The sequence below is a fragment of the Micromonospora sp. WMMC273 genome, from assembly GCF_027460285.1.
Classification (GTDB): domain Bacteria; phylum Actinomycetota; class Actinomycetes; order Mycobacteriales; family Micromonosporaceae; genus Micromonospora; species Micromonospora aurantiaca.
In genome coordinates, this window is the sequence record NZ_JAPZBE010000001.1 from 2,591,186 (window position 1) to 2,616,708 (window position 25,523).

The window sequence follows — 25,523 nt, forward strand, 5'->3', positions numbered from 1 at the left end:
CCGGGCCGGGCGGTTGACGGGCACGGGGACCGGACGGGCACACTGGAGGCATCATGTCGCCGTTCACGCCCGCCCTGCGCCTGCACGACCGGTACGTCCTGCGCGAACGCATCGGCCTCGGCGGGATGTCCGAGGTGTGGCGCGCCGACGACGAGGTGCTGCACCGGCCCGTCGCGGTCAAGGCCCTCGCCGGGCAACTCGCCGCCGACCCGCAACTGCGCGCGGTCATCCAGCGCGAGGCCCGCGCGGCGGCGCGGCTTACCCACCCGCACGTGACCCAGGTGTACGACTACGGCGAGGCGACGCTGGACCGCGGCGTCGTCGTCCCGTACCTGGTGATGGAGCTGGTGGAGGGTCAGACGCTCGCCGACCGGCTGAACGGCGGGCCGCTGGCCTGGCCGGACGCGGTCCGTACGGCCGGGCAGGTCGCCGGGGCGCTGGCCGCGGCGCACCGGATCGGCGTGGTGCACCGCGACGTCAAGCCGGCGAACGTGATGCTCACCGAGACCGGCGCGAAGGTGCTCGACTTCGGCATCGCCGCGCCGGCCGGCCCGCACCCGGTCACCGGGCAGACCGGCGCGCTGCTGATGGGCACCCCCGCCTACTTCGCCCCGGAACGTCTCGACCCGGGTCCGGCGAACCCGGCCGGCGACGTGTACGCGCTCGGCGTGCTGCTGTATCGCAGCCTCACCGGCCTGGCGCCGCTGCCGGTACGCAGCTGGGACGACGTGCTGGACGTGCGGCGCAACCGGCCGCCGGTGCCGCCGCCGCGGGTGCCCGGTCTGCCGCCGGAGATCGCCGACCTGGTCCTGGCCTGCCTGGACGTGGACCCGGAGCGGCGGCCCACAGCGGCCCGGCTCGCCGACCGGCTCGGCGCGGGCCGCCCGGTCGACCCGCCGACCGCGATCCTGCCCACAGTGGCGCCGGCGGCGCACCCGCCCACCCTGGTCGAGCGGTCCCCGGCCGCCGCGTCCCGCTCGGTCCCGCCGGCACGTCCCGTCGCGCCGCCGCGCCCGGCGGTCTCGTCGAACCGGCTGCTCGGACTGCTCGTCGCCGGTGCCCTGGTGCTGCTGCTCGCGGTGGTGGGCTCGCTGGTGTGGGGTGACGGCTCCGGCACGCCGCCGGCCGCCGCGCCCACCGCCGGCCCGTCGACCGGCGCCGCCGAGCCGCCCGCCCCGGAGCCCAGCAGTGCCGCGCCGCCGTCGACTGTGCCCGAGCCGGTGACGCTGCGTCAGCTCGGCGATCGGTTCGGTGAGCTGATCGACCGGGCCGAGTCGATCGGGCTGGTCGACCGCAAGACCGCCGACGACCTGCGCAAGAAGGCCGCCGAGCTGGACCGGGGCAAGCCGAAGGACCGGGGCAAGCGGGTCGAGGACCTGCGCGAGAAGATCGACGACGCGGCCGAGGACGAGAAGATCGACCCGGTCACCGCCACCGCGCTGCGCAAGCTGCTCGACGGTTACGAGCGGCTGCGCGGCGGCACCGACGAGGGCTGAGCCGCCGCCGGCCCGACAGTTCTGATCATCTCTGTGACGAGGACGGCCGCCTCGGGCAGCAGCTCCGGATCGGGCGCGCGACCGGCGGCCCGGTGCCGGACCGCCTCCATCAGCCGGTCGAGCGGCCCGGACACGGCGACGTACGCGGACAGCAACTCGCCCGCCGCCACCCGCAACGGGTGCCCCGGAGTGACGGCGACCTCCGCGAGGATCAGCGCTGTCGTCGTCCGGTCCAGTGCGGGCGGACCCTCGGCGCTGTCGGTCCAGTCGATGACCACCGGACCGGTGGCCGTCAGCAGCACGTTGTCCGGGTGCAGATCGAGATGCAGGATGCGGACCGCCGGATCGGCCGACCGAAGGGCCGGCAGCGCGTGCAGGCGGGCGTGCAGGTCGGCCAGCATGCGGGCGCCCGCCGGCGCGGTGACGGTGCCCGCGCGGAACGCCTCCACCAGCGTCGGGCCGGTGATCCGGTCGAGCACCAGGTCGGCGCCGTCGGCGTGATGCACCCGGGGCACCGGATAGCCAGCCCGGCGCAGGTGCCGCATCACCTCGGCCTCGGCCCGCACGTCGCCACCGGCGCGGTAGCGGCGCAGCACCCGGCCGCCGGGCAACAGCCACACGTCGGCGGTGCGGCCGGTGGCGAGCGGGGCCGGCGGCGGGCCGCCCGCCGCAGCCGGTTCCGGGGCGGCGCCCTCTGACGATGCCATCGTTACCAGCGTAGGTGATCCGTCCTCAGTGAAGCGTCGCCGCGAGCACCTCGCCGGTGCCCGTACCGGCCCGGGCCACCGGCTCGCCGTCCGGCGACCAGATCCCCGAGCCACCCGCGGCCCGCGCGTACCCGCCCCCGGTCGAGCCGGCGAAACTCGCCGTGACCACCCACACGCCGTGCGCGGCGGCGACCCGGCGGGCGCGTTCGTCCGGCACCGCCGCGTCGTCCGCCGACTCCAGCACGCCGGCCAGGTAGGCGTCCGCGCCCAGCGCCACCGTCGCCGCCGCGTGCTCCGGCGTGCCGGTGTCCTTGCACACCGCAAGCCCCAGCCGCCAGCCGTCCACATCGAGCACCGTCGGCTCCCGGCCCGGTCGCATGTGCCGCGGCTCCGCGCCACCCAGGCACATCTTCCGGTACGCGACCCGTACGCCCCCGGCGTCGACCGCGAGCACCCCGATGTGCGGGCCGGGCACCGGCGCCCCGGCCAGCGCCAGCGTGCCGGTCTCGGCGCAGGCCGCCCGCAGCGGCGCGAGCCTCGGGTCGGCCGGGTCCAGCGGCGCGGCGGTCAGCTCGTACCCGGTCAGGGACATCTCCGGGAAGACCACCACGCGGGCCGCGGCGGCGCGCACCGCGTCGGCGTGGCGGGCGGCGTTGCCCTCGACGTCGTGGGAGCGGGTGAGCGGCTGGGCGACGGCGATCCGCAGCGGCGTACGCATGGCGTACACGATAATGGTTTCCATGACGCGTGGTCGTCCGCGGCTTCGCCCCGTAACGTTGGTCCGATGATCGGAAACGCACAGCTGCTCGCCGTCCCCCGGGTGAGCACCGCGCGGGCCGCGGAACCGTCCGGCGACGGGGTGACCGGATGGGTCACCGGCCTGATGGAACGGCTCGGTGGCCCGGGCGCCGGCCTCGCGGTGGCGCTGGAGAACCTGTTCCCGCCCATCCCCAGCGAGGTGATCCTGCCGCTGGCCGGCTTCACCGCGAGCCAGGGCAGGATGAGCCTGGTCGGCGCGATCGTCTGGACCACGATCGGGTCGATCGTGGGCGCGCTGGCGCTGTACTACATCGGCGCGGCCCTCGGGCGGGACCGGATGCGTGCCCTTGCCGCGCGGCTGCCGCTGATCAAGCTGGAGGACGTGGACCGCACCGAGGCGTGGTTCCTGCGCCACGGCGTCAAGGCGGTGTTCTTCGGCCGGATGATTCCGATCTTCCGCAGTCTCATCTCCATCCCGGCCGGGGTGGAACGGATGCCGGTGCCGGTCTTCCTGCTCTACACCGCGCTCGGCAGCCTGATCTGGAACACCACGTTCGTGCTCGCCGGGTACTTCCTCGGCGAGCAGTGGCACGTGGTCGAGGCGTACGCGGGCACGTTCCAGAAGCTGGTCATCGTGGCCGTGCTGGCCGGTGCCTGCTGGTTCGTGGTCAGCCGGGTCCGCCGCTCCCGCCGCACCGCCGGGGCCGCGCCGCAGGAGGCGGAGGCGCCGCCGGAGCCGCAGCCGACCCCGCAGGGCACCGTCTACCGCGGCGGCTGGTACTCCCGCGCCGAGGACTGAGGCGGGCTCAGCACGGCGGGTAGAGCGGGCGGGTGCCGGTGCCGGCGGCCCGGGCCGCCCGGTCGCTGAACCGGCAGCCGAAGTCCGGCGCCGCCACCGCGCGCCGGTCGGTGACCGCGTCACCGGCCGGCCGCTTCCCGGTACGCACCCAGCGGACCAGGTCGTCCCAGGCGGCACCGGCCTCGGCCGGGCTGAACTCGCAGTGCTGCGCGGTGCGCACCGCCCGCTGCACCAGCAGCCGGGACCGGCCGTGCCGGGCCACGTCCCGGGCGTACGCCTGCTCCATGCCGAACGGCACGAACAGGTCGCCGAGCCCGTGCAGGCTCAGCACCGGCACGGTGGGCCGCCCGGCGATCCGGGGCACCTCCGTCAGACTCGGCGAGAGCCGCTGGCGCAGGTTCTCCGGCGCGACCCGCTGCACCGTCGCGTTCAGGTTGACCGGCTGGTTCGGCGCGTACCTGGTGAACAGGTTCGTGGCGAGCTGGCCGGGCCGCCGGGCGGGGGAGCCGTCCGCCTCGCCGACAGCGATGCCGAACAGGAAGTCCTTCCAGACCGCGAACGCGGCGTCGGCGCCCGGCCGCGGCCCGCCGGAGCGCTCCGCGGTGACCGCGCGCAGCTGCTTGCCGAGGTCGTTGGTGGTGTCCGGGCCGCCCGGGGTCAGCCCGGCCAGGCCGAGCGTGACCTGGATCCGGGGCACCGCCGAGGTCAGGTAGTCGGGCGGCGTCGGGTATGCGCGCACCCCCGCGAGGGCCTGCGCCACCAGGTTGTAGTCCAGGAAGAAGTCGAACAGCTCCTGGTCGCCGAGCACCCCGCACATCGGCAGCGCCCCGGCGTAGAAGCCCGGGTACTGCTCCAGCGACCGGCCGATGACGTGACCGCCCATCGACACCCCGGCGATCAGCACCCGGTGCGGGCGCCGGACGGTACGGCTGAACAGGTCGGCCAGGGCGCGGGTGCTGCGCACCCCGGAGCGCACGTCGTAGCCGTTGCGGTCGTACGACGACGACGCCCACGCGTACCCCTGCGCCACCAGGCGCTGCCGCAGGTCGTAGGCGGGCGGCTCGGGCGACAGCTCGGTGCCCTGGCCACGGTAGCCGTGCGACCACATCACCAGCTCGCCGTTCCAGCGCGCCGGGATCTCGATGACGTACCCGGCGTTCGCGTGCACGCCCTGCCGCACGGTGGTGGCGGCCCCGCCGACGACCAGTGGCGGCAGCGGCGGGTTGACGATGGTGTAGCCGGGCAGCGGGCCGCTGCCGTCGTCGCGGCCGGTGGCGGCGGCGGGGGCCGCGCCGGCGAGGCCGAGCGTCAGCGCGAGGGCAGCGCCGACGGCGAGCACCCGGCGGCGGACGGGTGAGGGCTGCATCGCTGCTCCCCGGGGGACGGGTGCCACCCCGGGACGGGGGTGACGACGCGGGACGGATGCCTACCAGCCGGTAGCGACCTGAACCTAGGCCGGGCGTCGAGGGCTGTCAATCACTGACTGACCACGCCGTCAGCGTCCGTCCCGTCGCCCGCTCACACCAGGCCGTGCGCCAGCATCGCCTCGGCCACCCGCCGGAACCCCTGGATGTTCGCCCCGGCCACGTAGTCGCCGGGCAGGCCGAACTCCTCGGCGGTCGCCCAGCACCTGTCGTGCACGTCCCGCATGATCTCGCGCAGCCGCTGCTCCGACTCGCCGAACGTCCACGTGTCGCGGCTGGCGTTCTGCTGCATCTCCAGCCCGCTCACCGCCACACCGCCGGCGTTCGCCGCCTTGCCCGGGGCGAACCGCACCCCGGCCCGGCCGAGGATCCGCACCGCCTCCGGCGTGGTGGGCATGTTCGCCCCCTCCACCACCGCGACGCAGCCACCGGCGACCAGCGCGGCCGCCTCCGCGCCGCCGATCTCGTTCTGCGTGGCGCAGGGCAGCGCCAGGTCGCAGGGCACCTCCCACACGTTGCGGTCAGCGACCGCCACGGCGTTGCGCGCGTGCTCCGCGTACTCGGCCAGCCGGCCCCGGCGCTGCTCCTTCAGCTCGCGCAGCAACGCGAGGTCGATGCCCTTCTCGTCGACCACGTAGCCGCCGGAGTCCGAGCACGCCACCACCGTGCCGCCGAGCTGATGCACCTTCTCGATCGCGTAGATGGCCACGTTGCCGGAGCCGGACACCACGACCCGCTTGCCCTCCAGGCTGTCCCCGGCCTGGCGGAGCATCTCGTCGGCGAAGAACACCGCCCCGTACCCGGTCGCCTCCCGGCGCACCTGCGCGCCCCCGTACGCCAGGCCCTTGCCGGTGAGCACGCCCGCGTCGTACCGGTTGGTGATCCGCTTGTACTGCCCGAACAGGTAGCCGATCTCCCGGCCGCCCACCCCGATGTCACCGGCCGGCACGTCGGTCTGCGGGCCGATGTGCCGGTACAGCTCGGTCATGAAGCTCTGACAGAACCGCATCACCTCGCGGTCGGAGCGGCCCTTCGGGTCGAAGTCCGCGCCGCCCTTGCCGCCGCCGATGGACAGCCCGGTCAGCGCGTTCTTGAAGATCTGCTCGAACCCGAGGAACTTCACGATGCCCAGGTAGACCGACGGGTGGAAGCGCAGACCGCCCTTGAACGGGCCGAGCGCGCTGTTGAACTCCACCCGGAATCCGCGGTTCACCCGTACCCGGCCCTGGTCGTCCTCCCACGGCACGCGGAAGATGACCTGCCGTTCCGGCTCGCAGACGCGTTCGACCACCTCGGCGTACTCCGGATGCCGGGCCAGGGCCGGACCGATGCTCTCCAGCACCTCGCGGACCGCCTGGTGGAACTCGGGCTCTCCCGGGTTCCGGGCGACCACGCCGGCGAACACCGACTCGACGGTCTCTGGCATCACGGGCACCTCCTCTCGCCTGGGACGCGGGCCCCCTGGCCTGCGTCGCCCCAGGATACGAACGGTGCGCGGGGTGGGGTTCACTGGTCGGCGTGGACGCCACCATCTGGACGACGGCGCGGGACGCGCGCGCCTGGCTCGACGCCGCGAACGGCCGCGGCGACACCGAACTGACCTGTCGCATCCTCAAGATCGGCGAGGAGGCCGGCGAGGTCGCCGCGGCCTGGATCGGGCTGCTCGGGCAGAACCCGCGCAAGGGGGTGACGCACACCCGCGAGGAGGTCGCCGCCGAACTCGCCGACGTGGCGTTCACCGCGCTCGTCGCGATCGAGAGCCTCGGCCTGGACGCGCAGGCCGTGCTGGCCGCCTGCGCCGGCAAGGTGCGGGAACGGACCGGAGTGGGAATGAACCGGGACGCCGACACGGACGTATGACCCCAGGGGGACCGGCGAGAGGGGACGACCATGACCGTATCCGAGGACGACCCCGGCCGGGCCCGGCCCCGCTGGTCCGGCGGAGCCCGGCTGCTCGCGGCGGCGGCGGTGCTCGTGGTGGTGCTCGGCGCGGTGGCGGTGGCGGTGACGCTGTCCAACCCGGCTCGGCTCGGCGTGGTCTTCTCCGGCGGCGCCCCGCCGTCGTCCGCTCCCGGTGGCGGCTCCGGCGGGGCCGGCGCCGCCGAGGTGGCCGGCGCCGAGACGCTCGCCGCGCCCCGCGGCGACCGGCAGCGCGCCCAGTTCGAGCTGGTCGACGGGCTGACCCGGTTCACGCTGCGGGCCGCCGACCTCGGCGACGACCTGTACCGGATCGGCGCGCCGGACGGCTCGGGTGTGACCCCGCGCCCGCAGCTCGTGGGCGACCGGGTCCGGCTGAGGATCGAGGAGAACGGCCGCCCCGGCCCGGCCGCCGTGGAGGTGGTGCTCAACTCCCGGGTCACCTGGCGGCTGCGGCTGATCGGCGGCGTCAGCGAGCAGCGGCTCGACCTGGGTGAGGCCCGCCTCGCCGGGATCGACCTGGTCGGCGGCGCGTCGCGTACCCGGCTGCTGCTGCCCCGGCTCGACGGCTCGCTCATCGTCCGGATGACCGGCGGGGTCAGCGAACTGACAGTCACCGTGCCCGGCGGGCCGCCGGCCCGGGTGCGGGTGGCGTCCGGCGCCGGCTCCCTGACCCTGTACGACGAGCGTCGCGGCGGGATCGCCGCCGGTGACCTGGTCAGCTCGCCGGGCTGGGACCGGGCCGCCGACCGGCTCTACCTCGACCTGGTCGGGGGCGCCAACGCGGTGAGCGTCACCGCGGAGTGAGCGTACAGTCGGGGCGGTGGACCGCACCGAATCCCTGCCCGCGCAGACGCTCCCACCGGGCGTCGGCCCGACCGACCCGGGCAGCGTGCTGCTGCCCGGCCACGACGTCCCGCTCGGCCGCTACACCACTGTGCGCCGGCTGCTGCCGCAGCGGCAGCGCCGGATGGTCGGCGCCTGGTGCTTCGTCGACCACTTCGGGCCCGACGACGTCGCCGACCGGCCCGGCATGGAGGTGCCGCCGCACCCGCACACCGGGCTGCAGACCGTCACCTGGCTGCTCGACGGGGAGATCCTGCACCGCGACAGCCTCGGCAACGTGCAGCCCATCCGCCCGGGCCAGCTCAACGTGATGACCTCCGGGCGCGGCATCGCCCACTCCGAGCGCTCCCCGCTGGTGCACCCGCCCCTGATGCACGGCGTGCAGCTGTGGGTGGCGCTGCCCGACCCGGCCCGCGCCGGTGACCCGGACTTCGCCCACCACGCCGACCTGCCCCGGTTCCGCGACGGCGACCTGGACGTCACGCTGCTCGTCGGCGACCTCGGCGGGGAGCGCTCGCCCGCCGTCGTGCACACCCCGCTGGTCGGCGCGCAGATCGAGGTCCGCGGGCCGGCGCCGGCCACGCTGCCGCTGCGCCCGGACTTCGAGTACGGGCTGCTCGCCATGTCCGGCGCCGCCGAGTGCGACGGCACGGCGCTGGCCCCCGGCGCGCTGCTCTACCTCGGCCTCGGGCGGAACGCGCTGACGCTGCGCGCCGAACCGGGCACCCGGCTGCTGCTGCTCGGCGGTACCCCGTTCGAGGAGCCGCTGGTGATGTGGTGGAACTTCGTCGGCCGCTCGCACGAGGAGGTGGTGGCCGCCCGGGAGGACTGGATGGCCGGCCGCCGCTTCGGCGTGGTCGCCGACGACGCGGCGCCGCCGCTGCCCGCGCCCGCGCTGCCCACCACCCGGCTCAAGGCGCGCGACCGCGGCGGCGACGTACGGGGCTGACCGTCGTACCCCCGAATGCCGCGCCGTCGCCGGGGTAGTCGGCGGCATGCCGACAACCACCGCCCCGCGCGACGTCGCGGAGAAGAAGCGGCTCGCCCGGCGGCTCGCCGGAGACGGCCGCGGGTTCGCCGAGTGCTTCGGGTTCCGGGTGACCAACAACCCGGCCCAGTTGTTCCAGGTGCTGTACCTGGCCGTCCTGCTGGCCCGCAGGGGCGACTTCCACCGCGCCGTCGACGCGGCCGGCGCGCTGCGCGACGCCGGCTGGGACACCGCGGCCCGGATGGCCCGCTCCCGCCACGAGGACCGGGTACGTGTGCTGCGCGCCGCCGGACTGCGCGGTGATCTGGCCGGGATCGCCGACACCATCGGCGACCTGGCCCGCACGGTCGTCGAGACGTACCGGGGTGACCTTCGGCGGCTGCGGACCGCCGCGCACCAGGACCCGGGCGAGGAACGGCGGCTGCTGACCGCGCTGCCCGGAGTGGACGACGAGGTGTGCGACCTGTTCCTGCGCGAGGCGCAGGCGCTGTGGCGCGAGGCGGCGCCGGTGGCCGACCGGCGGGCGCTCGCGGCGGCCCGGCGGCTCGGGCTGGGCCGCACCGCCCGCGACCTCGCCGGACTCACCGGCAGCGGGGAGTCGGAGCAACTGTCGTGGCTGGTCGGAGCGCTGGCGCGAGTGGACCTGGAGCGGCGCTACGCGGAGGTGACCGCCTGAGCGCACGTGCGCCCGGCCACAATTCCGCGATTCTCACCCGTTCGGCTGATGTCGCGTCGTATGATGATCGTGGCAGCGATGCCCGCCCGGTTCGGGCGAACATCTCACCGCTGCGCGGTCGCGACCCGGTTCGGGCGTGAACCGCGCAGGACAGGTGCTGCGTGGCGCCCCAGGTCGCGGTTCGTGACCCGGGGCGCTCGCCTGTCCGGGCACGCCGACCCGCCACAGGGGAGTGCCCACGCGCGACAGTCGTACACCGGCCCTTCTCCGCACGCGCGGAGGCCGGCGGCCGTGTCGCCCGCCGGCCCGCCGCGGTGCTCAGATGCCGCGCAGGTGCTGCGACACGCGCGGGTGGTCGACCCGGGCCTGCGCCGCGCGCTGCGACGGGCTCACCTCGGGCGCCGCGTCGATGCCGGCCGAGCGGGCCACCTCGGTGCCGTTGGCGTAGTCCACCGGGGGCAGCGCGCGCAGCGCCCGCAACACGTCCGGCGGTGCGCCCTCCCGTTCCGCCTCGCGGATGACGTCGTCCTTGCCGGCCGGGTAGTCCAGCGCGGACAGGTACTCAAGGACATCCGTGTAACTCGCCATGGGTCGGGCTCCTCGTGGCAGTAGTCGGGGTCATGACCGGGCGGCGGATACCCGTCGCGCCGCCCCTCACGCCCGCAAGCGCGGAAAACCCGCAGTCGCCGCGCGCCGGTCGCCGGCGCCGTTTCCGGCGCGCCGTCGCGGGTAGCCGCGGTGGGCGCACCGAAGGGGGTACCACGGATGCACTACCTGACCTTCGTGAGCCGGGTCGCCCGGCTCACCGGCACGAGCGAGGACCGGGCCGCCGCACTCACCGGGGCCACGCTGGAGACGCTCGCCGAGCGGCTGACCGGCGGCGAGGTGATGGACCTCGCCGCGCAGCTGCCCAAACAGCTCCAGGGGCTGCTCCGGCCCTATCCGCGCGACGAGGCGGCCGAACGGTTCGGCGCGGCCGAGTTCGCCGCCCGGGTCGCCCGCCGGGCGGACTGCGACGAGAACACCGCCCGGGACGCCGTACGTGCGGTCTTCGTCACGCTGCGCGAGGCGATCCGGGGCGGGGAGTTCCAGGACGTCGTGGTGCAGTTCCCCCGCGACTACCGGGACATGGTGGAACCGGCCCTCGCCCCGGCCGCCGCGCGCCGCTGAACCGGCGGCCGGTCAGCCGATCACGCCGGCGTCGCGCAGCGCGGCGATCCGGCCGGCGTCGACCCCGGCGTCGGCGAGCACCTCGTCGGTGTGCTCGCCCGGCGAGGGCGGTGGGCGCCGCACCGACGTCGGGGTGGCCGAGAAGCGCGGCGCGGGGGCGGGCTGGGTGACCCCGTCCGGCGCGACGAACACGTCCCGGGCGCGCAGGTGCGGGTGCTCGGGCGCCTCGGCCCAGTCGAGCACCGGCGCCACGCAGGCGTCCGTGCCGGCCAGCAGCGCCGTCCACTCGTCGCGGGTACGGGTGCGGAACAGCCGCGTCCAGGCCGCCCGCAGCGCCGGCCAGTTCGCCGGGTCGTCCCGGTCCAGCGCGTCCTCCGGCGCGTCCTCGCCGTCCAGCGGGAAGCCGGTGAGCCGGACCAGTTCGGCGTAGAACTGCGGCTCCAGCGCGCCCACCGCGACGTACCGCCCGTCGGCGCACTCGTACGTGTCGTAGAACGGCGCGCCGCCGTCGAGCAGGTTCACCCCGCGCGGGTCCTGCCACAGCCCGATGTCGCGCAGCGCGTGGATCTGCGTCGCCAGCACCGACACACCGTCCACGATGGCCGCGTCGACCACCTGGCCGGGCGCGCCGCCGCGCACCGCGTACAGCGCCGCGACCACGCCGAGCGCCAGCATCATGCCCCCGCCGCCGTAGTCGCCGAGCAGGTTCATCGGCGGCACCGGGCGTTCCCCGGCCCGGCCCACGCCGTGCAGCGCACCGGTCAGCGCCAGGTAGTCGATGTCGTGCCCGGCGCGCTGCGCCAGCGGCCCGTCCTGCCCCCAGCCGGTCATCCGCCCGTACACCAGGCCGGGGTTGGCGGCGAGGCAGTCGTCCGGGCCGAGGCCGAGTCGTTCGGCCACGCCGGGCCGGAAGCCCTCCAGCAGCGCGTCCGCGCCAGCGACCAGGTCGAGCACCAGGTCACGCCCCGCGGGCTGCTTCAGGTCGACGGCGATCGAGCGGCGGTTGCGGTTCAGCAGGTCGCCGGGGAAGGCGCCGAACCCGCCCCCGCCGGCCCGGTCGACGCGCACCACGTCGGCGCCGAGGTCGGCCAGCATCATCGCCGCGAACGGACCGGGGCCGATGCCGGCCAGCTCGATCACCCGTACGCCGGTCAGTGGTCCCTGGTTGGTCACCCGCGTCACCATAGGGGCAGGTGTGGCCCGGCGCCACGCCCTCCGCCGGCGCCCAGTGGTTGACCAGGGCAATCATGCGTGTCCCGACTTGGCGTCCGGTCCGGCGGTGACCTAGCCTTGTGCAGGCGAGGGGAGTACTTCCCACGAATCATTCCGGTCAGTACGGCGAGCCTCCGAGGCGAGCCCCGGGTGGTTGCCCACGAAACGTGGGTGAAGGAGACCTCGAACATGACACGGTGTTCGAGGAGGCTCCATGCCCGAATTGTCGCCCCTGGCTGCGGCCGGGTTGTCGTCTGTCGGCACGCCCACGCTGTGGGCCGTGACGATCGTCGGTGTGCTCGTCCTGCTGGTGCTCGACTTCCTGGTCACCAGGAAGCCGCACGAGGTCTCCATCCGTGAGGCGCTGGGCTGGTCCGCCTTCTACATCGCCCTGCCGCTGGCCTTCGGCGCCTGGATCTGGTCCCGGTACGGCAGCCAGCAGGGCGTCGAGTACCTCACCGGCTACCTGGTCGAGAAGTCCCTCTCGGTCGACAACCTGTTCGTCTTCATGCTGCTGCTGGCCGCGTTCGCGGTGCCCGCCGTGCTCGCCCAGCGGGTGCTGCTCTACGGCATCGCCGGCGCCCTGGTGCTGCGCGGTGTGTTCATCGCGCTCGGCGCCGCCGCGCTCCAGACGCTCGACTTCGCCTTCCTGCTGTTCGCGCTCATCCTGATCGCCACCGCGGTCAAGCTGCTGCGCGACGCCCTCTCCGGGCACGAGCAGGAGGTCGACATCAACAAGATGCGGTCGGTCCGGCTGCTCCGCAAGATCATGCCGGTGGTCGACGACTACCACGGCACCCGGATGACCATCCGGCAGGCCGGCCGGCGGGCGCTCACCCCGTTCGCGCTGGTCGTGGTCGCCGTGCTGGCCACGGACATCGTGTTCGCCGTCGACTCGGTGCCCGCCGTCTACGGCATCACCGAGGACCCGTACCTGGTCTTCGCCACCAATGCCTTCGCGCTGCTGGGCCTGCGCGCGCTGTACTTCGTGCTGCACGCCGCGCTCAGCCGCCTCGTGCACCTCAGCTACGGCCTGGCCGCCATCCTGGCGTTCATCGGCGTCAAGCTCGGCCTGCACTGGGCGCACGGCATCTGGAAGGGCGTGCCGGAGATCCCCACGCTCGCCTCGCTCGGCGTGATCATCGGCGTCCTGGTCATCGTCACCATCACCAGCCTGCGGGCCACCCGCAACAGCGGCGACGGCAAGCGCACCGTCGTGCACGAGGTGCAGGGCGGGGGTTCCGCCTGACTCGGCGGGAACCCCTGCCCCGGCGGTACCGGCGGTGGTACGACTGACGGGTGGGAATCGTCTCGCCCGGCTTCCAGGGCCGGCCCCGTACGTCCGCGCCCGACCTGCCGCCGGGGCAGTACCTCACCGAGGACTTCCCGGTGCTCTCCGCCGGTCCGACGCCACGCGTGCCGCTGGACACCTGGGAGTTCGTGCTGACCAGCGAGACCGGTGCGGAGTACCGCTGGTCCTGGGACGAGCTGATGGGCCTGCCGCAGGACACCCCGACGGTGGACCTGCACTGCGTCACCCGCTGGTCCAAGCTCGGCACCACCTGGCAGGGCGTCTCCCTGGACACGCTGCTCGACGGCGTCGACACCGAGGCCCGGTACGCGCTCGCGCACTCGTACGGCGGCTACACCACCAACCTGCCGCTGGACGACCTGCGCGGCGGGCGGGCGTGGGTGGTGCACACGTACGACGGGGGGCCGCTGCCGGCCGAACACGGCGGACCGGCGCGGCTGCTCGTACCGCACCTGTACCTGTGGAAGTCGGCGAAGTGGGTGCACGGCATCCGGCTGCTCGCCGACGACCGGCCCGGCTTCTGGGAGACCGCCGGCTACCACGACTACGGCGACCCGTGGCGCGAGCAGCGCTACCAGGGCGACTGAGGTGACCGCGCAGGCGCAGGGCCGCCGCGTCGCGCCGCTGATGTGGCGGGTCGCCCGGCTGGTCGAGCGGCGGATCGAGACGCCCACCGCGCAGACGCTGGTGCTGGACGTGCCCGGCTGGCCCGGACACCTGCCCGGGCAGCACGTCGACCTGCGCCTCACCGCCGAGGACGGCTACCAGGCCGCCCGGTCGTACTCGCTGGCCGGCCCCGCCGACGGCGAGCGGATCGAGGTGACGGTGCAGCGGGTGCCCGACGGTGAGGTGTCGCCGTACCTGACCGACACCTACGCCGAGGGCGACCCGGTGGAGGTACGCGGACCGGTCGGCGGCTGGTTCGTCTGGCGTACCGACGACACCGCGCCGGTGCTGCTCGTCGGCGGTGGATCCGGCGTGGTGCCGCTGATGGCGATGATTCGCGCGCGCCGGGCCGCGGGCAGCCGCACACCGTTCCGGCTCGTCTACTCGGTGCGCACCCCGGACGACGTCATCTACGCCGACGAGCTGCGCCGCCGCGCCCGCGACGACCAGGGCCTGGACGTCGCGTACGTCTACACCCGGTCCGCGCCCGAGGGCTGGCGCGGCGAGCCGCACCGCATCGGCCTGGCCGACGTGAACAGCCACGGCTGGCCGCCCGACCTGGAGCCGCTGTGCTACGTGTGCGGCCCCACCGGATTCGTGGAGACCGTGGCCGACCTGCTGGTGGGGCTGGGTCACCCGACCCGGCGCGTGCGGACCGAACGGTTCGGCCCGACCGGCTGAGACCCGAGGAGGGCGTATGACCGACCTGTCCTACGTGGATGGCAACATGCTCGACGGGCCGCTGCGCGAGTTGTTCGCGGTCGACCTGAGCGCCACCACCGGGCGCTGCGACACCTGCGGCATGACCGGCCCGATGGCCGGGCTACACGTCTACTCGCACGCCCCGGGCCTGGTCGGGCGCTGCCCCGCCTGCGCCGGGGTGATGGTGCGGCTGGTCCGGGCGCCGCAGCGGGCCTGGCTGGACCTGCGCGGCACCACGTACCTCCAGGTGCCCATGCCGGCCGAGCAGGGCTTCCGCGCCGCGCCCTGACGCCTGCGCCGTGGCTGGGCCGCGTCCGGACGTCTGCGCCGTTACCGGTCTGCGCCTGCCGCGCCGGCGCAGCCGCCCGACGAGCTGACCCACAGTGACCGGCACCACGGAGAGCACGAGCTGACCGTTGCGCGGGTCGACGGTCGCCGTCACCCCGTACAGCCGGGCGCCGTGCCGCAGCAGCCGGGGCCGCCCGGCGGCGAGCCGAGGTGCGCGCACCGCGGCCCCGCCGCGCCCGTGACCGCCGTCCACCTCGGCGCGTACCGGATGGCGCTGCCCGCTGGCGGCGCTGGCGGCCAGGAGCCGGTCCAGCGCGAAGTCCGTGCGCAGGGTGCGGCCGGCCGGATCGCCGGCGTCCATCCGGGTGGCGCCCACGACCGGACCGGCCAGCATCCGCACCGGCCCGGCCTCGGTGGCGAACCGGGGGTACGGGCTGCGCGTGGTCACCGTCAGCGTGTGCCCGTCGACCCAGCTCACGTCGACGGTGTCCAGCCGCGCCAGCCAGTCGGCGCGCACGTCGGTGACGTCGGTCCACCGGGCCGGAGCGCCCGGGTAGCCCGCGTGCCAGCGGTCACCGGCGAACACCGTCGCCGGCACGCCCCGGCCGCTGTCCTGCTCGATCACCGCCAGCAGGTCGTCCACCCCGCCCACGGTGACCGCGCCCAGGCGCAGCCGGGCCTCGATGTCGAGCCGGTCCCGCAGGCGGTCGGTGACGTGCCGCCGTACCAGCCGCGCCACCGTGGCGTGCACCCGCTCCTGCGCGGCCCGGTCCAGGTGCCGGAAGTCGTCGCCGACCAGGTTCGCCAGTTCCAGCCCGGCGTGGCGGCGCAGCACCGCGTCCCGGCGCTCCCCGGCGGGGATCAGCTCGGCCACGTACGCGACCAGCCGCTCCACGCTGACCAGGCGCTGCTCGATCCGGCTGTGGTAGGTGATGTTGCGGGCGTCCAGCCGGCGTACCGCGTGGTAGTAGTCGTAGTCGGCGAGCACCGAGATCCGCCGGGCGTGGTAGCAGGCGGCGAGCGTGAACGGCTGGTCGCTGAGCACCGGCATGTCCTCCGGGAACCGCAGCCCGAGCCGGTCCACGAGGTCGCGCCGGAACAGCTTCGTGTTCGCCGGCGACCACGGCAGGGCCGAGTCGAACAGGCTCACGTCGACCGCGTTGCCGTCGGCGAACACGTCCGAGAAGACGTGCCGGCCGTTGACCCCGACCACCTTCCCGAGCACCACGTCCGAGCCGTACCGGTCGGCGGCGGCGACCAGACGCTCCAGGGCCTCCGGGCCGAGCCGGTCGTCCGAACCGAGGAAGAAGACGTACCGGCCGGTGGCCAGGTCCAGCCCCCGGTTGCAGGGCGACGCCGGGCCACCGGAGTTGGGTTGGTGCACGACCCGCACCGTGCCGGGGTGCTTGGCGGCGTACCGGTCGAGCAGGCGGCCGCTGCCGTCGGTGGACCCGTCGTCCACCGCCACGATCTCCATCCGGTCCGGCCCGATCGTCTGCCGCAGCACCGAGTCGAGGCAGGACCGCAGGTAGCGCAGCGTGTTGTAGACAGGCACGACGACACTCACGTCGGGGCGGCTCGTGGTCGGTGGGTGGTGCGTCGCCTCCTCGGCTGCCACGGCTGCTCCTTCACGGTCGCCCGGACGATCCGGCGCGACCCAGCGTGGTGGAGCGAGCCGTCCGGGTGACGACACCGGCGTGACGGCGAGGTGACCGGAAGGCAGCCGTTGGACACGCGGAAGGGCCCGACCCGTGTTCTGGGGTCGGGCCCTTCGGCATTGTCACTCGGTCAGGAGCTGTAGCCGCGGCTGGCGATCCAGTGGGCCAGGGCGTCCACGTCCATGCGGTACGAGGCCTGGTTCGGGTTGGCCGAGTCGGCGATCGTCACGACCTTCCCGCCGTCGCGGTAGCCGACCACGCTGATGTAGTGGCCACCCTCGAACGAGTGGGCGTTGCCGTCGGTGTCGGTCGCGGTGCCGGCGATGTTCGCCACCACGGCCCGGCCGTCGTCGACCGTGCGCACCACGTCGGCGCGCAGCTTCTCCACCTTGTCACCGGCCTTGTCCACCGGGATCTCGGTCGACTTGTAGACGTCCTTACCGGTCTCCTTGTTCAGCACCGGCGTGATGTCGTTGATGGAGTTGGTGCCGTCCTCGGTGGTGCCCATCTCCTCGGCCATCGCGTGCACGTCGATGTTCTTGCCCTGCACGCTCAGTGCGTTGCGGGCCGCGGCCGGGCCACAGAAGTAGAAGTTGGGCTGCGCCTCGTAGCGTACGTCCAGTTCCCGCTCGCCGTGCTTGCGGTCGGTGGTGACCTGGGCGGCGGCGCGCTCGGCCGGGGTGGCCTGGGCGGCGATGGCGGGGCCGGCGATGCCACCAGCGGTGGCGACGACACCAGCAGCGGTCAGAACGGTCTTGCGCAGCAGAGTGGTAGCCATGATGGTTGCCTCCCTGAAGTGGGGGATCACGCGGCGATGGGGGTGCCGCGCGAAAGGGGGAAAGTCTGGGGTGCCCGTCGAAACCGGGCTGGCGCGCGGGCGACCCGGGGGGCCTGCTCCGCGGCTCGGGGGTTTAACGACGCGCGGGCCGGGGTCATTCCCGGAGACGGCGGGGTGCCCGTCGCTCGGGGATGTAACGACGACCGGGCCGGGTCGATTCCCTGACCTGCCGTGGGTGCCAGGCGGGCCGGTGTCCGGCGCTCGACCCTGCTGCCTGGGCGGTCAGCCATGTACAACGCCCCGCGCCCGCCACCGATTCCACCCGCACGATGGCACCGACACAGCCACGCCAGGCCAGCACAGCGAACCGGACATCGCCCACCGAACACCCAGCGGCGGTGCGAGCCGCCGTCACAATCCACCCGCCCGCCCACGCGATCTTGCAATTTGGTCCCCAGCGAACCTCGCAAAGCGGGCATCCTCGGGGCACCAGGTGCAAGATCGCGCGAAGCGCCGATCCAAGATCTACTGGGCCGGTGGACCGGCCGGGCGGGCGGCACGTCCGGGCCGGACGGGTGGCCTCACGTCGGGCTGGGACAAGGGGGCGGGAAGGTCGTGCCGGAAGGGGCGCTGGTGGGGAACACGAACTCCTGCGGCGGCCCGTGTGGCGGTGGGAGAGTGCACCCCGGGTGGGGTGGGGTGGACGCGGTGGCGGAGAGTGGCGCTGTGCGATATCTGCGCAGTGACGGACGCGTCGCCATCCGCCGTCCCCGACCGGCTGACGAGGCGGAGTTCGTCGCCGCCGCCCGGCGCAGCCGCGACCTGCACCATCCGTGGCTCTCCGCGCCCGACGACGCGCAGCGCTACGCGGCCTACCTGCGCAAGATCCGGGGGCGGGACAGCTCCGGGTTCCTGCTCTGCGACCGGGCCACCGGGGACATCGCCGGATACGCGAACATCAGCGGCATCGTGCTGGGCGCGCTGCGCGGCGGTTACCTCGGATACGCGGCGTTCCGCCCGTACGCGGGCACCGGGCACGCCTCGGCCGGGGTGCGGCTGGTGATCGAGTACGCGTTCGGGCCGCTCGGTCTGCATCGGCTGGAGGCGAACATCCAGCCCGGCAACGAGCCGTCGAAGCGGCTGGCGCGGCGGCTCGGCTTCCGGCTCGAGGGGTTCTCCCCGGACTACCTGTTCGTCGACGGTGCGTGGCGGGATCACGAGCGCTGGGCGGTCACCGCCCCGGATCGGGTGGACCCGGCGCCGGGGCGGTGACCGGCCGGCCTCAGCTGCCGGGCTTCGGGAAGGCGACCGGGCTGCGGTGCCCGTCCCGGTCCACCGCCCGTACGCCGAAGAACACGTTGTCCTTGGACAGGTCGATGGTCACCTCGGTGACGTCGCCGACCGGCAGCACCTTCTGCCACTGGTCGGCGGTGGTCTCCCGCCACACCACCTCGTACCCGGCCAGGTCCGGCTCGGGGCCGCGCTGCCACCGCAGGGTGGTGTCGTTCGTCAGGTTCGTGGTCACCACCGTGACGCCCTTGGGCGTGCCCGGCGCCTGGGCCAGTGACCACAGCGTCGCGGCGTTCACCCGCGCCACCCGGGTGATGTAGCCGAAGTCGCAGAACTCGGGCAGGTCGCCGTACTGCACCCCGTCGACCACGCGCACGTCCTGGTGCTGGTGGGCGAAGTCCTCGTTGGGCTCGGTGAACCGGCCCGCCGGCCAGCCCTCGCGCAGGAACGAGATGTGGTCGCTGCCGCGCAGGTAGCGGTCCCGCCGGTAGATGACGCGCACGTCCATGCCGGTGGCGGAGTTCTCGGCCACGTCGGTGACGAAGCGGGCGAGCTGCCGCGACGGCGAGTCGTTCTCGCCGCCGACGGACTGCCGCACGCTCGCCTCGGCCGGGGTCTCGGCGGTCGGCACGCCCTCGGCGAACAACCGCACGGTACGCGGGTCGCGGGTGCCGTCGTCGGCGGTGCTGGACCCGACGATGTCGTTGCTGAACATCGCCTGCACGTCGGCGCCGGCCGCCTTCAGCTGCGACGCCAGGTACGCCGAGCCGTACAGTCCCTGCTCCTCGGCGGCGACGGCGGCGAGCACGATGGTGGCCTCGGTGCGGCGGGTGGACAGCACCCGGGCCAGCTCCATCACCACCGCCACGCCGGAGGCGTCGTCGTCGGCGCCCGGCGCGTCGCTGACCGCGTCCATCACGTCGGTGGCCCGGGAGTCGTAGTGGCCGGTGATGACGTACACCCGCTCGGGCGTGACGTCGCCGCGCACTGTCGCCACCACGTTGGTGATGGTGGTGGGGACGGGGATGCGGGAGGCGGGCTGCTGCACGTACGACTGCAGTTCGACGCTCATCCGGCCGCCGGACGCGGCCGCGTACCCGGAGAGCTGGGCGTGGATCCAGTCGCGGGCGGCGCCGATGCCGCGTACCGGATCGGTCTGGCTGGACAGGGTGTGGCGGGTGCCGAACGCGGCGAGCCGGCGCACGACGGCCTCGATCCGGCGGCTGTCGATCTCGCGCAGCAGCGCGGTCAGCTCGCGGCCGGGCCGCTGCGGCCGGGCCGGACGGCCCGGGCCCGGGGGAGCGCCGGTCGCGGCGGCGGCCGGGGCGGCGGTGAGCGGGGTGGCGACGGCGGCGGCGGTGGCCGCCGCGGAGGCGGTGAGGAAGGTACGCCGGCTGGACCTCGTGGGCCGACCCTCGGCGGTCTCGTGGTTTCCCATCCCGGCATCCTCGCGCCGATCACGAGGAATGTCCATATAGCCGCTGATGGATGGATCGTGGGCACGTTTGTCGCAGGTCTGCCCGGGAACGGCAGCAGGCATGACGAAACCACGTGTGGTGATCGTGGGGGCCGGGTTCGCCGGGTACCACGCGGCCAAGACGTTGCGCCGGCTGGCCCGCGACCGGGCCGAGATCGTCCTGCTGAACACGACCGACTACTTCCTCTACCTGCCGCTGCTGCCCGAGGTGGCGGCCGGCGTGGTGGAGCCGACCCGGATCGCCGTGCCGCTCGCCGGCACGCTCGACGGCGTCCGCGTGGTGGTCGGCGAGGCCGACCGGGTCGACCTGCAGAACCGGTGGGTCGGCTACCGCTCGATCGAGGGCGAGCACGGGCAGCTCGCGTACGACCGCCTCGTGCTCAGCGTCGGCAGCGTCAACAAGCTGCTGCCGATCCCCGGCGTGACCGAGTACGCCCACGGCTTCCGCGGCCTGCCCGAGGCCCTGTTCCTGCACGACCACGTGGTCCGGCAGGTGGAACTGGCCGAGCTGACCGCCGACCCGGCCGAGCAGCGGGCCCGCGCCACGTTCGTGGTGGTCGGCGCCGGCTACACCGGCACCGAGGTGGCCGCGCACGGGCAGCTGTTCACCGACCGGCTGATGGCCCAGCGTCCGCACCTGAACGTCCGGCCGCGCTGGATGCTGCTGGACGTGGCGCCCCGGGTGCTGCCCGAACTGGACCGGCGGATGTCGGTCACCGCCGACCGGGTGCTGCGCAGACGCGGCGTGGACGTGCGGATGGGCACCTCGGTCGCCGAGGCCACGCCGGACGGGGTGATGCTCACCGACGGCGAGTACGTGCCGACATGCAGCCTGATCTGGTGCGTCGGCGTACGTCCCGACCCGTTCGTGGCCGAACTGGGGCTGCGCACCGAGAAGGGCCGGCTGGTGGTCGACGAGTTCCTCAACGTCCCCGGCTACCCGGAGGTGTTCGCCTGCGGCGACGCCGCCGCCGTGCCCGACCCGACCCGCCCCGGGCAGGTGTGCGCGATGACCGCGCAGCACGCCCAGCGGCAGGGCAAGCTGGCCGCGCACAACATCGCCGCCTCGTACGGGCAGGGCGTGCGCAAGTCGTACAAGCACCACGACCTGGGCTGGGTGGTGGACCTGGGCGGCAAGGACGCGGCGGCGAACCCGTTGAAGGTGCCGCTCGCCGGGCTGCCCGCCAAGGCCGTCACCCGCGGTTACCACCTGCTCGCCATGCCCGGTAACCGGCCCCGGGTCGCGGCGGACTGGGCGCTGGACGCGACGCTGCCCCGGCCCGCCGTGCAGCTCGGGCTGGTCCCGGCGAACGCGGTGCCGCTGGAGAGCGAGTCACCGGAGCTGGCCCGCCGCCGCTGAACCGCACACGCACCCGCCGGCCGGCCCTCACCCGCCGGCCGGCGGCCGTTCCGGCGTCTCCGGCAGCTGCGGGACAGTCGCGCCGTCGGCCGAGCCCGTGTCGGGCGGACCCGCCGGACCACCGTCGGCGGGCTGCGGCAGCGCCTGCCGCCCGGCCGGCGCGAACTCGCGCAGCAGCACCTGCACGATGCCGGCGGCCGGGATCGCCAGCAGCGCCCCCACCAGCCCGGCCAGCTCGACCGACAGCAGCACGCTGACCAGCACGGTCAACGGGTTCAACCGCACCGCGCGGCCCATGATGACCGGTTGCAACAGGTGGTTCTCCACCTGCTGGTAGACCACGAAGAAGACGAGCACCACGAGGCCGGCGGTGGGGGAGTGCAGGAACGCCGCGCCGGCCGCGGCGAGCGCGCCGAGCGTGGCGCCGACGAGCGGGATCAGGTCGAACACGGCGACCGTCAGCGCGATCACCGCGGCGAACGGCACACCGAGCAGGAACAGCACGACGAAGGTCAGACCGCCGCAGATCACGCTGATCAGCAGGTTGCCGCTCAGGTAGCCGGTGACGATCCGGGACGAGCCACGCCCGATGCGCCGCAACCGCGCCGCCGCGCCGTCGCCGGTGAGCCGCAGCGTGGCGGCCACGATCTTCGGCGCCTCCAGGACCATCAGGTACGCCAGCACCACCACGGTGACCAGCGCGGCGACCGCCTGGGCCACGCTGCGGACCACCCCTACGGTCGGGTCGCCGAGCCGGGCGCCGTACCGGCGTAGCTGGCCGGGTTCGGCGTACCGGAGCAGGTGGAAGCGGTCCAGCAGCCGCCCGAGCGGCCCCTGCCCGGCCTGCGCCTCGCGTACCAGCTCCGGTGCCCGGTCGGCGAAGCGGCCGACCTCGTCCACCAGCGGCACCACGATCAGCGCGCCCACGGCGGCGAACAGCGCGAACGCGGCCAGGAACACCAGGAGCGTGGCGAGCGCACGGCGGCGTACCCGGCGTTCGAGACGGTCCACGAGCGGTTTGAGGGCGACCGCGAAGAACACCGCCACCAGCCCCCACACCAGCACCCGCCGGGTCGCCCAGACCAGCGCCAGCCCGACCCCGGTGGCGAGGACCAGACCGATCACGATCAGCGTCCGGCGCGCGATGGACCGATCGTCGGCGGCGCTCATCCGGCGCGGCTACCCGCGCTGGGGGTACGAAAACCGGCTCAGCCCAGGTCGGCGTCGGTGACCGGGTGGGCGCCCGCGGCGAACGCGTCGAGCGTCGTGCCGTGCAGCACCGTTCCGGGCACCGGGTCGGCGGCGACGCGGGTGGCGAGCCGGATCACCGGGATCCGGCCCGCCGTGGGCGTGGCGGCGAGCACCACGTTGCCGTAGCGGCGTCCGCGCAGCATCCGCCGGTCGGCGACCAGGCAGACGTCGGCGAACACCGCACGCAGCGTGGCCACCTGGGCCCGGGTGTGCGCCAGCGGCGGCAGATCGGTGAGGTTGATCAGGTAGAGGCCGTCCGGGCGCAGCACCCGGGCCACCTGCGCCGCGAACTCGACCGCCGCCACCTGCGGCGGCATCCGGGCCGCCCGGTACACGTCGGCCACCACCACGTCGTACGTTCCGGACGGCTCCCCGGTGACGGCCTCCCGGGCGTCGCCGAGCGCCACCACCACCTCCGGCGGCAGCCGCGGCAGCCTCCGCCGGACCAGCTCGACCACGCCCGGATCGCGCTCGATCACCCGCTGCACCGAACCGGGCCGGGTGCTCGCGAGCCAGCGCGGCAGCGTGAGCGCGCCGCCGCCCAGGTGCAGGGCGGTCAGCGCCACGCCGCGCGGGGCGGCCAGGTCGATCGCGGCGGCGATCCGCCGCACGTACTCGAAGTGCAGGTACCGGGCGTCGGCCACGTCCACGTACGACTGCTCGACCCCGTCGGCCAGCAGCGTGCGCCCGGACGGGCGGGCCGGGTCCACCACGATCTCCAGCGTCTCGGTGTCGTCGTGATCCACGGCGGGACACGGTACCGCGCGGCCACGGGCGGCCCCGGCCCGCGTGGGACCGGGGCCGTTCCGCCGCCGGGTCAGCCGGCCGCCATCCCGGCGCCGGCCTCGTCGACCGCCGCGTCCACCCGGTGCGCGAGGTCCACGTCCGCCGCCGTCACGCCGTCGACCTGCTGGGTCCGGACCGTCAGCACGGCGTTGTCCGGGTCCGGCCGCCCGATCTGCGGCGACCGCCCGACGTCGGACTTGAGCCGGTCCAGCCGGTCGAGCACCCGGTCCAGGTTGCCGCCGGGCAGCTCGATCGTGCGCACGAGTGAGCGCCGGTCGCTGGACCAGTAGGGCAGCGTCGCGAGCGCGTCGCGCAGCTCGGCCTCGGTCAGCGGCGCGGTGGCCGAGGACGCGCCCACCAGGCCGCCGCCGAAGTCGGTCGGCCCGAGCAGGTCGCGCAACTCGTCGGGTACGTGCAGCGACTCGACCAGTTCCGCGTCGGCCTCGGCGAGCGCGGCGAGCGTCGCCTCGGCCTGGTAGCGGGCCTGCTCCGGGGTGAGGCGGCTGTACCGGCCGACCTCGGCCAGGAAGCCGGGCAGGTCGCGGCGGCGTTCCAGGCCGTACACCGGCACCACGTCGTGCAGGGTCAGCGGCACCGCCTCCAGCAGCCGCTCCCGTTCCGCCTCGTCCAGCGCCTGGGCCAGGGCCAGCACGGTGCCCTCGGCCGCGACCTTGGCCGTGGTGAAGTCCACCCCGGCGCGCCGGCTCACGTCGTCGACGAGATCCCGGTAAGCCATCGAGACCCCGGGTGACGGCGTCGGTTCCGGCAGCGGGCGCTGCTGCTCCGCGACGGCGACCGGCGGCGGCGCGGGACCACCCCGGGTGGTGTCCGGCTTGTGCCGTCCGGCCGGCGGCGGGCCGGACCGGTCGTGCTGGTCCAGCGAGGTGACCTGCTTGGACGCGCTCAGGCTGGCGCCGGTCTGGCTCGGCCGCAGCCCTCGTTCGCGGGCCTCGCGGGCCAGGGCCCGGCGGCGCTGGTTGTCGCCCTCCATCTGCTTGCGCATCGTCGCACCTCGTTCCTGGGTCGGTTGCGCTTGCGCCCACCGCGTTCCCGGCGCTGCCGGGAAGGTAACGGCGGACCGCCGGGGCGGACGCTTCATTCGCTGCGGGTGAGGAGCGCTCACCCCGGCGGGCGGCAGGCTCGGACGGACCGGACAACTTCCGACGCACGCGGAAGGGCAGGTCGACATGAAACGGATCGTGGAGATCGTCCCCGCCCGTCCCGGCTGGTACGCCCGTTGGCGCATCGGCCCGGACGACACCCGCTCCTACCCGGTGACCCTGTGGGCGCTGCTGGAACACCACGACGGCAGCGGACGCGAGGTGGTCGGTGTCGACTGTGTCGGGCAGTGGCCCGGCGCGGACGACGACGACATGAGTGGGGACTTCGTCCGTTATCTGTTCCAGACGCCTGATTCCGGCGCGCCGGAGGACGTCGAGCCTCCGCTCGCGGGGCAGTCGCGCGACGAGACGCGGCACCGGCAGGCCGAGCCTGCCGCCTGAGCCATCCTCCCGGCCCCCGGCCCCTGGTCCCAGGGTCGGGGGCCACCCCTGTCCGCCCGTCGCTCAGCCCGCTTGACGGGTCGAACTGGGCAGGGTCAGCCGACCTCGCGGACGCCGCCGGTCAGGTCGCGCGGCGGGGCGGCCAGCAGTTCGGCCAGGCCGGTGCGGTCCAGCAGGTGCCTGATCTGCGGGTTCAGGTTGACCAGGCGGATCGCCCCGGTGCCGGCCCGGTGGATCACCACGAGCGCGCTCAGGCCGGAGGAGTCGCAGAGGTCCACCCCGGCGAAGTCGAGTTCCAGCTCCTGGTGACCGTCGCGGCGCAGGTCGGCCACGGCGTCGACGAGTTCCGGCGCGGTGTCGAAGTCCAGCTCTCCGGTCAGCCGCACCCGGGCGGAACCGGCGTCGAGCCGGTCCACCTCGATGGTCAACATCTGGGAGGGCACGTTCCCATGTTCCCAG

The 25,523-nt window shown here is 74.5% G+C and carries 26 protein-coding genes and 1 pseudogene; 14 read left to right on the forward strand and 13 right to left on the reverse strand.

Translation table 11 applies throughout. The features are described from left to right. The first annotated feature begins 53 nt into the window (after positions 1–53). Complete coding sequence (locus tag O7611_RS11985; protein ID WP_194801708.1) at positions 54–1,496, forward strand: serine/threonine-protein kinase; 1,443 nt, start codon at positions 54–56, stop codon at positions 1,494–1,496. On the opposite strand, the gene O7611_RS11990 is transcribed toward O7611_RS11985, so the two are convergent. Both O7611_RS11990 and O7611_RS11995 read right to left on the reverse strand, forming a co-directional pair. Further along, positions 1,460–2,203: a phosphotransferase gene (locus O7611_RS11990; protein ID WP_194801707.1), complete on the reverse strand. Its 744-nt coding sequence runs from the start codon at positions 2,201–2,203 to the stop codon at positions 1,460–1,462. The genes O7611_RS11985 and O7611_RS11990 overlap by 37 nt on opposite strands. A 25-nt stretch (positions 2,204–2,228) precedes the next feature. Continuing rightward, a complete protein-coding gene (locus O7611_RS11995) occupies positions 2,229–2,921 on the reverse strand; it encodes a carbon-nitrogen hydrolase family protein (RefSeq protein ID WP_194801706.1) in 693 nt (230 codons plus the stop codon). Positions 2,922–2,987: 66 nt separating this feature from the next. Between O7611_RS11995 and O7611_RS12000 the strand changes: the two genes are divergently transcribed. Continuing rightward, entirely contained in the window at positions 2,988–3,761 is a 774-nt protein-coding gene (locus O7611_RS12000) for a DedA family protein (protein ID WP_194801705.1), read from the forward strand. A 7-nt stretch (positions 3,762–3,768) separates the two neighbouring features. On the opposite strand, the gene O7611_RS12005 is transcribed toward O7611_RS12000, so the two are convergent. Together O7611_RS12005 and gdhA are read right to left on the reverse strand one after the other, a co-directional pair. After that, positions 3,769–5,127, reverse strand: a complete 1,359-nt coding sequence (locus O7611_RS12005) for an alpha/beta hydrolase family protein (RefSeq protein WP_194801704.1) — start codon at positions 5,125–5,127, stop codon at positions 3,769–3,771. A gap of 152 nt (positions 5,128–5,279) precedes the next feature. After that, a complete protein-coding gene (gdhA, locus tag O7611_RS12010) occupies positions 5,280–6,611 on the reverse strand; it encodes an NADP-specific glutamate dehydrogenase (RefSeq protein WP_194801703.1) in 1,332 nt (443 codons plus the stop codon). 92 nt (positions 6,612–6,703) lie between these two features. On the opposite strand from gdhA, the gene O7611_RS12015 reads away from it, so the two are divergent. The 4 genes from O7611_RS12015 to O7611_RS12030 are packed head-to-tail and all read left to right on the forward strand — an operon-like array spanning position 6,704 to position 9,612. Further along, complete coding sequence (locus O7611_RS12015; RefSeq protein ID WP_194801702.1) at positions 6,704–7,045, forward strand: MazG-like family protein; 342 nt, start codon at positions 6,704–6,706, stop codon at positions 7,043–7,045. Between the two features lie 30 nt (positions 7,046–7,075). Further along, positions 7,076–7,909 (forward strand): hypothetical protein, encoded by an 834-nt coding sequence (locus O7611_RS12020; RefSeq protein WP_194801701.1) that lies wholly within the window; start codon positions 7,076–7,078, stop codon positions 7,907–7,909. A 16-nt stretch (positions 7,910–7,925) separates the two neighbouring features. Next, the gene (locus O7611_RS12025; protein WP_030269116.1) at positions 7,926–8,897 is read left to right on the forward strand and encodes a pirin family protein; all 972 of its coding nucleotides are present in this window, start codon (positions 7,926–7,928) and stop codon (positions 8,895–8,897) included. A 46-nt stretch (positions 8,898–8,943) separates the two neighbouring features. Next, on the forward strand, positions 8,944–9,612 hold the full coding sequence (locus tag O7611_RS12030; protein ID WP_194801700.1) for a hypothetical protein: 669 nt from the start codon (positions 8,944–8,946) through the stop codon (positions 9,610–9,612). Positions 9,613–9,930: 318 nt separating this feature from the next. Here O7611_RS12030 and O7611_RS12035 read toward each other — a convergent pair whose 3' ends face one another. Then, entirely contained in the window at positions 9,931–10,200 is a 270-nt protein-coding gene (locus tag O7611_RS12035) for a DUF2795 domain-containing protein (RefSeq protein WP_091427162.1), read from the reverse strand. A gap of 177 nt (positions 10,201–10,377) precedes the next feature. Between O7611_RS12035 and O7611_RS12040 the strand changes: the two genes are divergently transcribed. Beyond that, positions 10,378–10,782: a DUF2267 domain-containing protein gene (locus tag O7611_RS12040; RefSeq protein WP_194801698.1), complete on the forward strand. Its 405-nt coding sequence runs from the start codon at positions 10,378–10,380 to the stop codon at positions 10,780–10,782. Positions 10,783–10,794: 12 nt separating this feature from the next. Here the strand turns inward: O7611_RS12040 and O7611_RS12045 are convergent, their stop codons facing one another. Then, on the reverse strand, positions 10,795–11,967 hold the full coding sequence (locus O7611_RS12045; RefSeq protein WP_269696843.1) for a CaiB/BaiF CoA transferase family protein: 1,173 nt from the start codon (positions 11,965–11,967) through the stop codon (positions 10,795–10,797). A gap of 241 nt (positions 11,968–12,208) precedes the next feature. Between O7611_RS12045 and O7611_RS12050 the strand changes: the two genes are divergently transcribed. From O7611_RS12050 to O7611_RS12065, 4 genes and pseudogenes are all read left to right on the forward strand, one after another. Further along, on the forward strand, positions 12,209–13,243 hold the full coding sequence (locus O7611_RS12050) for a TerC/Alx family metal homeostasis membrane protein (RefSeq protein ID WP_194801696.1): 1,035 nt from the start codon (positions 12,209–12,211) through the stop codon (positions 13,241–13,243). Positions 13,244–13,293: 50 nt separating this feature from the next. Next, positions 13,294–13,893: a sulfite oxidase-like oxidoreductase gene (locus O7611_RS12055; protein WP_194801695.1), complete on the forward strand. Its 600-nt coding sequence runs from the start codon at positions 13,294–13,296 to the stop codon at positions 13,891–13,893. Positions 13,894–13,933: 40 nt separating this feature from the next. After that, entirely contained in the window at positions 13,934–14,653 is a 720-nt protein-coding gene (locus O7611_RS12060) for a ferredoxin reductase (protein ID WP_269698083.1), read from the forward strand. Positions 14,654–14,699: 46 nt separating this feature from the next. Then, positions 14,700–14,870 (forward strand): annotated as a pseudogene (locus O7611_RS12065) (DUF6510 family protein); the annotation flags it as partial. Here the strand turns inward: O7611_RS12065 and O7611_RS12070 are convergent. Both O7611_RS12070 and O7611_RS12075 read right to left on the reverse strand, forming a co-directional pair. After that, on the reverse strand, positions 14,796–16,580 hold the full coding sequence (locus O7611_RS12070) for a glycosyltransferase family 2 protein (RefSeq protein WP_269696844.1): 1,785 nt from the start codon (positions 16,578–16,580) through the stop codon (positions 14,796–14,798). The pseudogene O7611_RS12065 and the gene O7611_RS12070 sit on opposite strands and share 75 nt — an antisense overlap. A 170-nt stretch (positions 16,581–16,750) precedes the next feature. Next, the gene (locus tag O7611_RS12075; RefSeq protein WP_194801693.1) at positions 16,751–17,398 is read right to left on the reverse strand and encodes a C39 family peptidase; all 648 of its coding nucleotides are present in this window, start codon (positions 17,396–17,398) and stop codon (positions 16,751–16,753) included. A 726-nt stretch (positions 17,399–18,124) separates the two neighbouring features. On the opposite strand from O7611_RS12075, the gene O7611_RS12080 reads away from it, so the two are divergent. Continuing rightward, positions 18,125–18,670 carry a GNAT family N-acetyltransferase gene (locus O7611_RS12080; RefSeq protein WP_269696845.1) on the forward strand — a complete coding sequence of 182 codons (546 nt, stop codon included), beginning with the start codon at positions 18,125–18,127 and terminating at the stop codon, positions 18,668–18,670. A 10-nt stretch (positions 18,671–18,680) separates the two neighbouring features. Here the strand turns inward: O7611_RS12080 and O7611_RS12085 are convergent, their stop codons facing one another. Continuing rightward, on the reverse strand, positions 18,681–20,126 hold the full coding sequence (locus tag O7611_RS12085; RefSeq protein WP_269696846.1) for a M20/M25/M40 family metallo-hydrolase: 1,446 nt from the start codon (positions 20,124–20,126) through the stop codon (positions 18,681–18,683). 100 nt (positions 20,127–20,226) lie between these two features. Here O7611_RS12085 and O7611_RS12090 point away from each other — a divergent pair, with 100 nt between their 5' ends. Next, the gene (locus O7611_RS12090) at positions 20,227–21,525 is read left to right on the forward strand and encodes an NAD(P)/FAD-dependent oxidoreductase (RefSeq protein ID WP_269696847.1); all 1,299 of its coding nucleotides are present in this window, start codon (positions 20,227–20,229) and stop codon (positions 21,523–21,525) included. Positions 21,526–21,552: 27 nt separating this feature from the next. On the opposite strand, the gene O7611_RS12095 is transcribed toward O7611_RS12090, so the two are convergent. The 3 genes from O7611_RS12095 to O7611_RS12105 all read right to left on the reverse strand — a co-directional run bounded on the left by O7611_RS12095 (position 21,553) and on the right by O7611_RS12105 (position 24,565). Next, a complete protein-coding gene (locus tag O7611_RS12095) occupies positions 21,553–22,695 on the reverse strand; it encodes an AI-2E family transporter (protein ID WP_269696848.1) in 1,143 nt (380 codons plus the stop codon). 38 nt (positions 22,696–22,733) lie between these two features. Further along, complete coding sequence (locus tag O7611_RS12100; protein WP_194801688.1) at positions 22,734–23,522, reverse strand: spermidine synthase; 789 nt, start codon at positions 23,520–23,522, stop codon at positions 22,734–22,736. Positions 23,523–23,593: 71 nt separating this feature from the next. Further along, positions 23,594–24,565, reverse strand: a complete 972-nt coding sequence (locus O7611_RS12105) for a DUF2267 domain-containing protein (RefSeq protein ID WP_269696849.1) — start codon at positions 24,563–24,565, stop codon at positions 23,594–23,596. Between the two features lie 184 nt (positions 24,566–24,749). Here O7611_RS12105 and O7611_RS12110 point away from each other — a divergent pair, with 184 nt between their 5' ends. After that, positions 24,750–25,064 (forward strand): hypothetical protein, encoded by a 315-nt coding sequence (locus O7611_RS12110; protein WP_194801686.1) that lies wholly within the window; start codon positions 24,750–24,752, stop codon positions 25,062–25,064. A 95-nt stretch (positions 25,065–25,159) separates the two neighbouring features. Here the strand turns inward: O7611_RS12110 and O7611_RS12115 are convergent, their stop codons facing one another. Beyond that, the gene (locus O7611_RS12115) at positions 25,160–25,507 is read right to left on the reverse strand and encodes an STAS domain-containing protein (protein ID WP_269696850.1); all 348 of its coding nucleotides are present in this window, start codon (positions 25,505–25,507) and stop codon (positions 25,160–25,162) included. Positions 25,508–25,523: the final 16 nt, after the last annotated feature.

Excerpts from the sequence above, each read along its gene's own strand:
- O7611_RS11985 (WP_194801708.1), top strand. The coding sequence starts at position 54 with ATGTCGCCGTTCACGCCCGCCCTGCGCCTGCACGACCGGTACGTCCTG.
- O7611_RS11990 (WP_194801707.1), bottom strand. The coding sequence starts at position 2,203 with ATGGCATCGTCAGAGGGCGCCGCCCCGGAACCGGCTGCGGCGGGCGGC.
- O7611_RS11995 (WP_194801706.1), bottom strand. The coding sequence starts at position 2,921 with ATGCGTACGCCGCTGCGGATCGCCGTCGCCCAGCCGCTCACCCGCTCC.
- O7611_RS12000 (WP_194801705.1), top strand. The coding sequence starts at position 2,988 with ATGATCGGAAACGCACAGCTGCTCGCCGTCCCCCGGGTGAGCACCGCG.
- O7611_RS12005 (WP_194801704.1), bottom strand. The coding sequence starts at position 5,127 with ATGCAGCCCTCACCCGTCCGCCGCCGGGTGCTCGCCGTCGGCGCTGCC.
- gdhA (WP_194801703.1), bottom strand. The coding sequence starts at position 6,611 with ATGCCAGAGACCGTCGAGTCGGTGTTCGCCGGCGTGGTCGCCCGGAAC.
- O7611_RS12020 (WP_194801701.1), top strand. The coding sequence starts at position 7,076 with ATGACCGTATCCGAGGACGACCCCGGCCGGGCCCGGCCCCGCTGGTCC.
- O7611_RS12030 (WP_194801700.1), top strand. The coding sequence starts at position 8,944 with ATGCCGACAACCACCGCCCCGCGCGACGTCGCGGAGAAGAAGCGGCTC.
- O7611_RS12035 (WP_091427162.1), bottom strand. The coding sequence starts at position 10,200 with ATGGCGAGTTACACGGATGTCCTTGAGTACCTGTCCGCGCTGGACTAC.
- O7611_RS12040 (WP_194801698.1), top strand. The coding sequence starts at position 10,378 with ATGCACTACCTGACCTTCGTGAGCCGGGTCGCCCGGCTCACCGGCACG.
- O7611_RS12045 (WP_269696843.1), bottom strand. The coding sequence starts at position 11,967 with ATGGTGACGCGGGTGACCAACCAGGGACCACTGACCGGCGTACGGGTG.
- O7611_RS12050 (WP_194801696.1), top strand. The coding sequence starts at position 12,209 with ATGCCCGAATTGTCGCCCCTGGCTGCGGCCGGGTTGTCGTCTGTCGGC.
- O7611_RS12060 (WP_269698083.1), top strand. The coding sequence starts at position 13,934 with ATGTGGCGGGTCGCCCGGCTGGTCGAGCGGCGGATCGAGACGCCCACC.
- O7611_RS12075 (WP_194801693.1), bottom strand. The coding sequence starts at position 17,398 with ATGGCTACCACTCTGCTGCGCAAGACCGTTCTGACCGCTGCTGGTGTC.
- O7611_RS12085 (WP_269696846.1), bottom strand. The coding sequence starts at position 20,126 with ATGGGAAACCACGAGACCGCCGAGGGTCGGCCCACGAGGTCCAGCCGG.
- O7611_RS12090 (WP_269696847.1), top strand. The coding sequence starts at position 20,227 with ATGACGAAACCACGTGTGGTGATCGTGGGGGCCGGGTTCGCCGGGTAC.
- O7611_RS12095 (WP_269696848.1), bottom strand. The coding sequence starts at position 22,695 with ATGAGCGCCGCCGACGATCGGTCCATCGCGCGCCGGACGCTGATCGTG.
- O7611_RS12105 (WP_269696849.1), bottom strand. The coding sequence starts at position 24,565 with ATGCGCAAGCAGATGGAGGGCGACAACCAGCGCCGCCGGGCCCTGGCC.
- O7611_RS12110 (WP_194801686.1), top strand. The coding sequence starts at position 24,750 with ATGAAACGGATCGTGGAGATCGTCCCCGCCCGTCCCGGCTGGTACGCC.